General features: G+C 66.2%; 11 protein-coding genes. 3 read left to right on the top strand and 8 right to left on the bottom strand.

The genetic code is table 11. From position 1 onward, the window contains the following. Positions 1-362: chromate resistance protein ChrB domain-containing protein (locus AC1DE3_RS15745; protein WP_476852545.1), on the bottom strand; the 362-nt coding region annotated here is incomplete at its 3' end. Next, entirely contained in the window at positions 359-721 is a 363-nt protein-coding gene (locus AC1DE3_RS15740; RefSeq protein WP_476852544.1) for a Chromate resistance protein ChrB, read from the bottom strand. The genes AC1DE3_RS15745 and AC1DE3_RS15740, both read right to left, overlap by 4 nt. 96 nt (positions 722-817) lie before the next feature. Here AC1DE3_RS15740 and AC1DE3_RS15735 point away from each other — a divergent pair, with 96 nt between their 5' ends. From AC1DE3_RS15735 to AC1DE3_RS15725, 3 genes are all read left to right on the top strand, one after another. After that, the gene (locus AC1DE3_RS15735) at positions 818-1,789 is read left to right on the top strand and encodes a Fe-Mn family superoxide dismutase (protein ID WP_476852543.1); all 972 of its coding nucleotides are present in this window, start codon (positions 818-820) and stop codon (positions 1,787-1,789) included. Further along, positions 1,786-2,256, top strand: a complete 471-nt coding sequence (locus tag AC1DE3_RS15730) for a chromate resistance protein ChrB domain-containing protein (protein ID WP_476778529.1) — start codon at positions 1,786-1,788, stop codon at positions 2,254-2,256. The genes AC1DE3_RS15735 and AC1DE3_RS15730 overlap by 4 nt, the downstream gene beginning before the upstream one ends. 534 nt (positions 2,257-2,790) lie before the next feature. After that, on the top strand, positions 2,791-4,122 hold the full coding sequence (locus AC1DE3_RS15725) for an aspartate aminotransferase family protein (protein ID WP_476778528.1): 1,332 nt from the start codon (positions 2,791-2,793) through the stop codon (positions 4,120-4,122). 93 nt (positions 4,123-4,215) lie between these two features. Here AC1DE3_RS15725 and AC1DE3_RS15720 read toward each other — a convergent pair whose 3' ends face one another. The 6 genes from AC1DE3_RS15720 to AC1DE3_RS15695 form a co-directional block, all read right to left on the bottom strand. Further along, complete coding sequence (locus AC1DE3_RS15720) at positions 4,216-4,944, bottom strand: SDR family oxidoreductase (RefSeq protein WP_476778527.1); 729 nt, start codon at positions 4,942-4,944, stop codon at positions 4,216-4,218. Continuing rightward, complete coding sequence (locus AC1DE3_RS15715; protein WP_476852542.1) at positions 4,941-6,596, bottom strand: FGGY-family carbohydrate kinase; 1,656 nt, start codon at positions 6,594-6,596, stop codon at positions 4,941-4,943. The genes AC1DE3_RS15720 and AC1DE3_RS15715 overlap by 4 nt, the downstream gene beginning before the upstream one ends. A 1-nt stretch (position 6,597) precedes the next feature. Continuing rightward, on the bottom strand, positions 6,598-8,037 hold the full coding sequence (locus AC1DE3_RS15710; protein WP_476778525.1) for an FAD-dependent oxidoreductase: 1,440 nt from the start codon (positions 8,035-8,037) through the stop codon (positions 6,598-6,600). Positions 8,038-8,112: 75 nt separating this feature from the next. Beyond that, positions 8,113-9,408, bottom strand: coding sequence for an ABC transporter substrate-binding protein (locus AC1DE3_RS15705; RefSeq protein WP_476778524.1), 1,296 nt, complete (start codon positions 9,406-9,408; stop codon positions 8,113-8,115). A gap of 24 nt (positions 9,409-9,432) precedes the next feature. Continuing rightward, positions 9,433-10,266, bottom strand: a complete 834-nt coding sequence (locus AC1DE3_RS15700) for a carbohydrate ABC transporter permease (protein ID WP_476778523.1) — start codon at positions 10,264-10,266, stop codon at positions 9,433-9,435. Then, positions 10,256-11,131, bottom strand: coding sequence for a carbohydrate ABC transporter permease (locus AC1DE3_RS15695; protein ID WP_476778522.1), 876 nt, complete (start codon positions 11,129-11,131; stop codon positions 10,256-10,258). The genes AC1DE3_RS15700 and AC1DE3_RS15695 overlap by 11 nt, the downstream gene beginning before the upstream one ends. Positions 11,132-11,162: the final 31 nt, after the last annotated feature.

The following is an 11,162-nucleotide window of genomic DNA, read 5'->3' as shown; positions in this document are numbered from 1 at the left end:
GCGATGCCCGTGGTTTCCTCGCGCCCGAACTTCCCATCCTTCAGATCGATGTCGTGGACGATCTCGGAAATGGCCTGGAGAGCGGGCTCAGAAAGACCGGCGCGGGTCAGCAGGACCTCGAAGCTGCACCGATCGCCTTCATGGGTGATCTCGCCTTCGAACATGTCGAAGCGCAGTTCTCCGGCCTTGGGCGCGTAGCCCTTGCCCGGAACGAAGCGGATGACGGCATTGGGGTCGATAAAGCGGCGGATCAGCCAGCTACAAGCGATCCGGTCGACATGGATGCCCTTGCGCGTCACCCAGGCATGTCCCTTCAGATCGGCCGCGGTCTGAGCCGAGGCCTCCGGCGTTGYACTGGTCATATCGGTATCCTCCGCGAGCTTGCGCTCGATCTCGGCGCCTCTTTGGAGATTTCCTCGTAGTCCTCGTCCCTAGCCGCATCGAACAGCGCGCGGGCCTGGCCATCCGAAAGGCCGTCGATCAGGCGCGCCTCACAGACCATAGCCTCGCCACCGCCCTCGACGATCTCCTTCAGCAGCCACTCGAAATCCTCCTGCGTCTCGGCATTCGCCGGCAGGGCATAGACCGTGCTCTTCACCGCAACGGCGCCGATGCCCTGCAGTCGGCGCCAGATTTTTACCCGGAAATAGGCCGGCTTGCTCGGCAATTGGTGGATCAGCAGGAGCCAGCGCTGCTCCGCGGAAATCGCATCATCGTCCATGGTGGTACCGTATCATCCGGGATTTCAAAAGCAACACTTGTATCATTTTTGATTTGGGCGTAGCGTCCGGCCGTTGCGTATCCTGGAGAGGGTGCCATGCATCGGATCATGCCCTTGCCCTTCAAGCCTCCGCGCCTTGACGGGCTTTCCGAGCGGCTTCTGGCGAGCCATTACGAGAACAACTACGGCGGCGCCGTACGACGCCTCAACGCCATCGAGCGCCGCCTCGACGAACTCGACTGGAGCCGCGCTCCGGTCTTCGACATCAACGGTCTCAAGCGGGAAGAGCTTATCGCCGCCAATTCGGCGATCCTGCATGAGATCTATTTCGACGGGCTCGGCGGCAGCGGCGATGCCGTGGGCGACCTCGCCCTCGCGCTTGAGCGCGATTTCGGCAGCGTTGCCGGCTGGCGCTCGAAATTCTCGGCTTGCGCGAAGGCTCAAGGAGGGGGCTCGGGGTGGACCTTGCTGGTCTGGTCGGAACGCCACGAACGCCTGATGATCCAATGGGGACAGGATCACACGAACTGCCTCGCCGGCAGCATCCCGATCATGGCGCTCGATATGTACGAGCACGCCTATCACATCGATTTCGGAGCCAACGCCGGAGCCTATGTCGATGCCTTCATGAAGAACATCCACTGGGAGCGGGTCGGCGCCCGCTTCCGGAGGGTAGCCGTGAACGGCCGCATGCCCGGCGCGACGGCACCTGCTGTTTCCGGAGACAGCATTGCCGCAGAGGACCTGCTGGCTCGCTTGCAGGGTCACGACGATCTGGTCCTGCTGGATGTCAGCCTCGCGGATGACCTGGCGAAGCGCGGCGACATGATCCCGGGAGCGCAACTGCGCGCGCCCGAGCAGATCGCCGATTGGGCCGGCGAATTGCCGAAGGGGAAGCCGATCGTCGCCTACTGCGTCTACGGCTTCCAGGTCAGTGGCGACGCCGTCGCCGAACTTCGCCGTCGCGGCCTCGATGCTTACGCCCTCGCGGGCGGTATCGCCGCCTGGCACGCCATCGGCGCCCCAACCGTTCCGCTCACCACCATCGAAGGGAGGCCTACGCCATGAAATGGGTCACACGCGAACGCCCCGTCATCGATCGGATCGCCTGTCCCTGGTTGATCACCCGGTTTATCGACAAGGAACCCGATTTCCTGTTCGTGCCGCCGGACCAGGTTCGGAAGGTGGCCGAGGAAACCGGAGCCATCCCCTATGACGTGCCCGGCGTCGAATACACGCATGTCGGCGAGGGATGCAGCTTCGACGCCTTCGTCGAGAAGCACGATCTCGCCAAGGATACGGCCATCGCCACGGTGGCAGCGATCGTCCGCGGAGCCGATACCGACAGGCACGATCTCACGCCGCAATCGGCCGGGCTGCTGGCAATCTCGATGGGGCTGCGCGATTTGTCTCCGGATGACCATGAGGTCCTGAGGCGCGGCTTCATCATCTACGACGCGCTTTATGCCTGGGCATCCCGCCGGAAGGGTGAAACCCATAGCTGGCCACCGGCGGTGAACGCTGCTGCGGCCTGAGGTTGTCCATCCGTCATCGGAGAGAGCCCGGGCCATGCATTATGGCGGAACCAGCGCTCTGGTGGCCGCTGTCACCTGCCAGCGCTGCTACCCGCGCGCGTTTTCCTGTCAGCTCCGATCAGGGCGTGCCCTGCTGCATTCGCTCGGCGGATGGCCGAAGCGATCGCGATAGCCTTGGAAAAAGGCTGGAGCCGGCGAAGCCGCAAGCGCGCGTGCGGATTCGAGGATCGAGAGGCTTGTCTGCCGCAACAGGTCGCGCGCTGCCGAGGCGCAGGGCGAGATAGTGCTCGCCAGGGGATCGGCCCAGATGCTGGCGAAACAGGCGCTCAAACTGGCGCAGCAAGACCTGGTCCCGGCTTGTCTATCGACAGCTGAATCCGGCTGCTATGCCACTGCTGGCCGAGATTGATCGCAGCGTGTCGCGTGCTATGCGCGCCGCCGACCGCTAGCTCCGGGTATTGCGCAGAAACGCCGCCAGCCGGGTGCTCTTCGGAGCGCCGAAGATCTGCGCGGGCGGCAGCGGAGGCGACGCACTTGGCAGACGATGGCACCCGGCGGGTGGGAACGCTGCACTTCGAGGAATCGGCCCGGCAGATCGCCGAGAATGCGCGTTTCATCGCGGGCGGTGTGAACAGTAATTTCCGCTTGGGGATGGCGCCCGGGCCGCTCGTTTTCGAGCGCGGCGAGGGCGCCTATCTCATCGACGCCGACGGCAACCGGATCATCGACTACTACTGCGGCATGGGCGCGACCGTGCTCGGCCACTCGCCGAAGCCGGTGATCGAGGCCGCGCAGCGGCAGCCGGAGAAGGGCATCCTGTTCGCAGGGCAGGCGCCGATCGAATACGAGGCCGCGAAGCTGATCTGCGAACGCATTCCCTCGGCCGAGCGGCTGCGCTTCGGCTCGTCAGGCTCGGAAGTGGCGCAGGCAGCGATCCGGCTGGCGCGCGCTGCCACGGGCAAGCGCATCATCGTGAAGTTCGAGGGGCATTATCACGGCTGGTTCGACAACATCCTGTGGTCGACCGCGCCGGGGCTGAATGCAGCCGGGCCGGAAGAGGCGCCGACGCCGGTGATCGGCAGCAGGGGGCAGGACCCGGAAGCGGGCGAGGGGCTCTCGATCCTGGGCTGGAACGACCTCGCCGCGCTGGAAAAGCGGCTCGCCAAGGGCGATGTCGCGGCGGTGCTGATGGAGCCGGCGATGTGCAATCAGGGCGCCATCGCTCCAGCGCCGGGCTATCTGGAGGGCGCGCTTTCAGCCTGCCGCAAGCATGGCGCCATCCTGATCTTCGACGAGGTGATCACCGGGTTCCGGCTCAGCCGGGGCGGGGCGCAGGAGCGTTTCGGCGTGACGCCGGATCTGACCATCATGGCGAAGGCGATCGCCAACGGCTTCCCGGTCGCAGCCGTAGCGGGCCGTGCCGACCTGCTCGACCTCTTCGCCGATGGCGTGCTCCACGGTGGCACCTTCAACGCACAGCCGATCGCCATGGCGGCACTGGTCGCGACACAGAAGGCGCTGACGCCCGAGCACTACGAGCGCAGCTCCGCCCATGGCCAGCGCCTGCAGGACGGCATCCGCACGATCCTGGCGGAAGAGGGCATCAAGACGCAGGTCGCTGGCCTCCCACTGATGTTCCACGTCGCTTTCGGGCTGGATGCCCCGGCGCGGAACTACCGGGACATCGCACGCTCCGACAAGGCGGCCTATGGCCGCTTCGCTCATGCGCTGCTCAAGCGCGGCGTCCGCGTGCTGGAGCGCGGCGCCTGGTTCGTGTCGTCGGAGCACGACGACGAGATCGTTGAGCGGACTTTGGACGCGGTCCGGCCTGCTGCGTGCGAAGTCGTCCAGTATCAGTCAGCCTGATGCTGACGAGTTGCTGGCCGGTGGGGCGCCTGTTCGAAGCGCCCTGCGCTGCGCGGCCCCGAGGCGGTGGAGCGCGCAGATCTTGGCGTTCCCTTAGAGATCAGTGCTCTGGGGAAGAATGACGAGGTCGCGGATCGTGACGTTGCGCGGCCGCGTCAGCATGAAATGCACGGCTTCCGCCACCTCCTCGGCTTCGATCAACCCGCCGCGAGCGCGCTCGGCATCGAGCTTTTCCTGTGGCCAGTCAGCGATCAGCGCCGTCACCACCGGGCCAGGCAGGACCGCGCCGACGCGCAGGCCGTGCGGGATGACCTGGCGGCGCAGGGTATGGACGAAGGCCTGCACAGCGTGCTTCGAGGCCGTATAGACGGGCTCCCACACCACCGGAACGACCCCTGCCACCGAGCTGGTGACGAGGATGTCGCCGGTCTTGCGCGCGATCATGTGCGGCAGCACGGCATGGATACTGCGGAAGACCGCGTTGACGTTGAGGTTCAGCATGCGGTCCCAGGCATCGGGGTCGCCCTCGCTGACAGGGCCGCCGACATAGGCGCCGGCATTGGCATGGAAGATGTCGAGCGGGCCGGCCTTGTCGAGGATACCAGGCAGCATGCCGGCGACCGAGGTGGGATCGCTGAGGTCGACGACCAGCGGGATCGCCGCCGAGCCGAGGGGCTCGCAAACCTGCGCGAGAGCCTTGCTGTCGCGATCGACGAGGACGACGCGGGCACCGGCGGCGAGCAGCCGTTTCGCGCAGGCAAGGCCGATTCCCGAGGCTGCGCCGGTGATTGCGGCGACTTGTCCGGTCAGTTCCAGGGTCACGACGGGGTCTCCGATAAGGCTCGAGTGCGGGCGGGCGAGATGAGCTCGCGAGCCTGGCGCGCGGCCCCTTGCAGCGCTTCGAATGCAGTGAAGCGTCGATCGTGAATCCGTGCGATCTCAGCGCCGGCGGGGGTGAAGACGGCTGCACCCGGCGCCATGTCGGTCACGGCTTGCGCGAGGTCGGGGAACGCCCCGGCAGCGGTTGCGGCAAGCATGGCCGAGCCGAGCAGGACGGGGTCGACATCATCAGGCACCAGCACCGGCAGCCCGGCGCAATCAGCCAGGAGCTGCCGGATCAGGGGTTGGCGGCCGGCGCCGCCGCTGAGCACGATGGCCTCGACGACGGCGCCCTTCGCCCGGCTGGCCTCGACGATCTGGCGCAGGCCGTAGCCGATGCCGGTGAGCCCGGCGATATAGAGGGCGGCGAGATGATCGAGGTCGTGCTCCATGCCGAGCCCGGCGATCAGCGCGCGCGCATGCGGATCGGCATGGGGCGAGCGGTTGCCGAGGAAATCCGGCACGACGACGAGCCCCTCGGCGAGATGCACCGCGTCCGAGGGGCTGGCGACATGCTGCGCGACACGGGCGGCGAGCCAATCGGGGAGCGAGACGCCCTGCATCTCGGCCCAGTGCCGTGCCTCGGGCGTCGCGGGATGGAAGTCGATGAGCTGCTCGATGGCGGCGCCTGCGCCGGATTGGCCACCCTCGCTCAGCCAAAGGCCCGGCGCCATCGCCGAGAAATACGGCCCCCAGATGCCGGGGATGAAGATCGGCTCGCGGCTGCTGGCCATGGTGCAGGCAGAAGTGCCGAAGACATAGGCCATGCGCGTCAGCGCCGTACCATGCGGCGAGCGCACACCGACCGAACCGACACCACCGGCATGGGCGTCGATCAACCCGGCCGCAACGGCAGTGCCGGCGTTCAGGCCGAGTTCGGCGGCGGCATGTTCGGTGAGCCCGTTGCCGAGTGCCGTGCCGCCCGGAACGATCTCGGTGCCGATCCGCTTGAATTCATCATCCGGGAGGTCACCGAGGCCGATCTGGCGGAAATAGCCGGCATCCCATCGCTCCTCATGGGCGAGATAGGTCCATTTGCAGGTCACGGTACAGGTCGAGCGCGCGAGCGAGCCGGTTGCGCGCCAGGTCAAGAAATCCGGCAGGTCGAAGAACTGCCAGGCCGCATCATAGGTCGCGGGCAGCTTCTCCTTGAGCCAGAGCAGCTTCGGCGTTTCCATCTCGGGCGAGATCGTGCCGCCGACATAGGCGAGAACGGGGTGGCGCGTGGCGTTGATGCGCTCGGTCTGGTCGATGGCGCGGTGATCCATCCAGACGATGATGTCACGGCGGCCATCGCCATGCGGCCCGACGGGGAGGGGCTTGCCGCCCGGCCCCAGCACGACCAGCGAGCAGGTCGCATCGAAGCCGATGCCGGCGATCGCGTTGGGACTAAGCCCGGTTTGCCCCATAGCCTCGCGCACACTGGCGCAGACGGCCTGCCAGATATCCGCGCTCGACTGCTCGGCGATATCAGGCCCGTCCCGGTAGAGCGCAATGTCGCGCTTGGCCGTCGCGACCATTCGCCCGTCCCGGTCGAAGATGCCGGCTCGGGCGCTGCCGGTGCCAACATCGATGCCGATGAAATGCCCGGTCATGTCAGGCCGCGGCACGGTTCGGGGGCCCGGCGCGGGTGCCGTCGGGATTGCGCAGATAGACCCCGCGCTCGAGCTGCTGGCGGCGCAGTTCCCCGACATCGATATCGGCCGGCGGCCGGTTGCCGCGCACCGAAATCTTGGCGGCGCGGCCGGCGGCCTCGCCCATCGCCATGCAGGTCGCCATGACGCGGATCGCGCCCATCGCCTCATGCGTCGCCGAGATGCTGCGCCCCGCCACCAGCAGATTGCCGATCTTCTGCGGCACCAGCGAGCGATAGGGAATGTCGTAGCAGTCGCCGCACCAGATCAGCGTGCAGCCGTCATCGGATGGGCGGTGGATGTCGATCGGGTAGCTGGCGACCGCAATGGCGTCGTCGAAATGCGTGCAGGCGAGCACATCCTCCTGCGTCATCACGTATTGGCCGAGGATGCGGCGCGTTTCGCGAATGCCGAGGAAGGGCGCCGTCTTGGTGAAATAGGCCTTCTCGAAGCCCGGCACGTAGTTCACGAGATAGGTGACGATGTCGTCGATCTGGGCGCGGCCCTCGATCTCGCCCTTGGTCAGGCTGCGGGCGTCGGTGCCATCAGTGCCCTTGACGCGGGTCATGTTGATCCAGACCTCGCCCTTCTTCAGGCCGGTGATGATGATCGTGCGCTCGTTCGGGATCTTCAGGCCGCGCTCAGCCTTGGCCTTGGCCATCAGCTCGCGCATGCCGACGACGATGAACTGGTGGTTCTGGCCGAAATATTCCGCCGGGATGAAATCGGTGAGATAGGTCCGCGCCGCCGGCGGGGCATTGGCGATCGAGAGCCTGAGCGCATCGGTATCGACGCCCGCCAGGCAGAACATCAGCGTCGGCGGCTGCATGCCGCCATCGGCATTGCCCTTCTCAGTGGGAACACCGGCGCTGTAGGCAACGTCGGCGTCGCCGCTGCAGTCGATCACGACCTTGGCGAGGATCGCGGTGCGGCCGCTCTTGCACTCGGTGATGACGCCGCGGATCGTGTCGTTCTCGACCAGTGCGCCGGCAAAGAAGGTGTAGAACAGCACGTCCACGCCGGCCTCGGTCAGCATTTCCAGCGCGACGGTCTTCACCGCCTCGGGCTCGACCAGCGTGATGCCCATGTGGAGCGGGCAGGGCCGGTGCTCGCTGGCGCCCTGGCGCTCCCGGCGCAGGCGCTCGATGAATTTCTGCGGCAGCCCATCGATGATCTGGTTGCCCTTCTGGCCGAGGAAACCGAGCACCGGCAGGCCGATCGTCATGTTGCCGCCGACGAAGCTGCGGCTTTCGATCAGCCCGACGCGCAGGCCGTCCTCGGCCGCCGCCAGTGCAGCGGTGATTCCAGATGGGCCGCCGCCGACGACGAGCACGTCGTACTCGGCCGAGACGGGGATGGAGCGGGCCGGCTCCTCGATGAAGCGGGGCGATGCGGTCGACATGACGATATGTCCTTCAGAGTTCGACGATGTGCGATGCGCCTGCGGGGCGCCTTGCCCCGCAGGTCGGAAGATCGATCAGGCCGGCATCATCGGCTTGACGCGCTCGATGATGGCGGAGACCGCATCCTTGACCGGCTTGCGGCCGAGCACGGCGAGCTGGACCTCCTCGAGGAAGGTCGCCTGCGCGCGGGCAGCTTCGGGGAAGGGTGGGAAGGCGCCGCGCGCCGTCGCCAGCACCTTCGCCTCGATTGCCGCGAGCGCGTTGCCGGCCTTCAGCTTCTCGTCGGCATAGGTCGAGACCCGCACCGGGCCGTTGCCGTTCATGGCCATGCCGAGCGTCACGCGCTTGCTCGAGACTTCCCTGATGAAGCTCCAGGCCAGCGCCTTGTCCTTGGCGTTCTTCGGGATCGACATCGCCCAGGCCTCGACGACCGAGGCCATCGGCATCTTGCCCTGGATCGCGGCAGAGCCGGGGAAGGGGACGGCCTTGATCTTGCCGGGGAATTTGCTTTGCTCGGCATTGTTGAGCTGCGCGCCACGGGCGAAGGGCAGCACGGTGAAGGCGGCGCGGCCCTGCTGGAGCCATGTGACCTGATCGTCGTTCTTGGTCGTGGCATAGCTGCGCGGCAGGCTGCCGGCCTCGAACATGCCACGCAGTGCCGCCAATCCCTGCTCCAGCGCCTCGCGGTTCGGCACCAGCTTGAGGTCGGGGCTGATGAAGTCGCCTCCATAGGCGCGGGCGAACATCACCGGGAAGACGGCGAGGTCGCTCGCCAGCACCATGCCGGTGACAGGCGTGCCGGCCTTGGAGGTGAAACTCGTCTTCTTCCCCTGCTCGATCAGCTCTTCCAAAGTCGTTGGCGGGGCGGAGATGCCGGCCTCCTCCAGCAGCGCCTCGTTGTAGAACAGGCCTTGCGTCGCATGGCGGACGGGGATGCCGATCAGCTTGCCGTCGACCGTCATACCTTGCACGAGGCCGGGCGCGATGTCGCCGAAATCCTCGATGGCGTCCTGCTTCTGATAGGCGTCGAGTGGCTCGAACAGCGCGGCGATCTGCGAGGTCGGTCGGTTGTCGATGAGATAGCCGACACCGTACTCGGTCTCCTTCAGGCTGGCCTCGCGGAAGAGCCGGTCCTGCAAAGGATTGGAGTCGAAGGTCGTGAAGGCGGTCTCGGCCTCGTTGGCCTTGCGCCAGCCGGCCATCAGGTCACCGTCGCCGCTGCCGAGCACGGTCTGGTGGACCTTGTGGCTGAGCACGTTCAGCGTCTTGCCGGCAGCGAGTGCCGGGGCGATTGCGAGCGCAGCGGCAGCACTTGCTGTGCTGGCGACGAAGGCACGGCGGGTGAGCTTGGTTTCAGGCTTGTTCGACATTTTTTCCTCCCTCTTTTTGGTTGGCTATCCCTTCGTCGAACCGGCTGTGAGTCCGGCCACGAGGTAGCGGTTCATGAAGACGACGAAGATGAGGACGGGCACGAGCTGCACCGTCGCGGCCGCGAAGAGGATCCCCCAGTCGACCCCATCGATGGAGCCGATCATCTCTGAGATCACGAGCGGGGCGGTCTTGGCCTTCGTCGCCGTGAAGATGAAGGCGAAGAGGAATTCGTTCCACGAGAACACGATGACGAAGACCGCGACCGCGAGCACGCCCGGCATCGCCAGCGGCATGATGACCTGGCGCAGGATGGTCATGCGGCTGGCGCCGTCGATGGAAGCCGCTTCGTCCAACTCGCGCGGGATCTGGTCCATGAATGTGCGCATCAGCACCGTGCCCAGCGAGACGAAGAAGGTCGCGTAGAGCAGGATCAACACGAGATGAGTGTCGCTGAGCCCGAGCCAGTTCACGATCGGGAAGAGCGGCAGCGTCACTACGATCGGCGGGATCAGTCTGACGATGATCAGGCCGCCCATGCTGGCGTTGAGCCAGCGGCCGGAATTCCGCGAATAAAAATAGCCGGCGCAGGCGCTGGCGACGATGGCGAGCAGCGTCGCGCCGACCGTGATCAGCAGGCTGTTGAGCAGCCCCTCGAAGAACACGCCCCACGAACGCCAGAGCTCGACGTAGTGCTTGAAGGTCGGCGTGAACAGCCATTTCGGCGGCACGGCGAAGATGTCCTGCCCCGGCTTCAGCGACGACAGGGCGATGAACAGGATCGGGAACAGCGACCAGAACAGGATCGCGGCGACGGCGAGCGCCTTGCCGCCACCGATGAGGAGACGCTCAGTGCGCATGAGCCACGCCTCCGCGCTTGAGCATGAAGACGTAGGCGCCGGCGAGCAGGAGCGAGATCACGACCATGATCCAGGCGGTCGCCGCGGCCGAGCCGAAGGCGTTGAAGCTGAAGGCCTCCTGATAAAGGTAGATCGCGACCACCTCGGTCGAGCGCGCCGGGCCGCCCTTGGTCAGCAGCCAGGCCTCCGAGAACAGGCGGAAGGCGAAGATGTAGCGGAAAAGCAGGGCGATCAGCATGGCAGGGCCGAGCAGCGGCAGCGTCACGCGGCGAAAGGCTTGCCAACGGGTCGCGCCGTCGATCCTGGCGGCTTCGTAGAGCTCGGCGGGGATGGCGAGGCGGGCCGCATAGACGATGACGAAGGTGAAGGGCAGGTGCAGCCAGATCGTCAGCAGGCCGATCAGGATCATCGCGTGCGACGGCTCGAAGGACCAATCGAGCGTCGGCAGGCTAAGTGCCCGGAGAGCGAGCGTGACCGGCCCGGCATCGGGATCGAACAGGAAGCGCCACATCACCACCGCGGTGACCTCGCTGACGGCATAGGGCGCGAGCACGGCGACAAGCAGGAAGCGCCGAAAGGGCAGGCCGCTGGCGAAGAGCAGGGCCATGCCGAGGCCGACAGCGAGTTCCAGGTGTACGGCCACGACGACGAGGACGACCGTATTGAACAATGCGCTGTGGAAGGCGGGATCGGTGAGGACACGCCAGTAGTTCTGCAGGCCGACGAAGCTCGGCGCCTGGCCGAAGCTCGAGGTGTTCAGGCTCAACCAGACGACATAGAGCGACGGCAGCACGATCACGCTCAGGACGAGCAGATGCACCGGCGCAAGCAGCGGCAATATCCGTGCCGTTCTCTGTAGTTGCACGCGTTTCCTCCAGAACTTCTTTCGCTCCGGG

It is taken from the genome of Allobosea sp. 10L417 (assembly GCF_056395485.1).
Note: the sequence above shows the minus strand (reverse complement) of the source record. Positions and strands in the feature narration are given on the sequence as shown.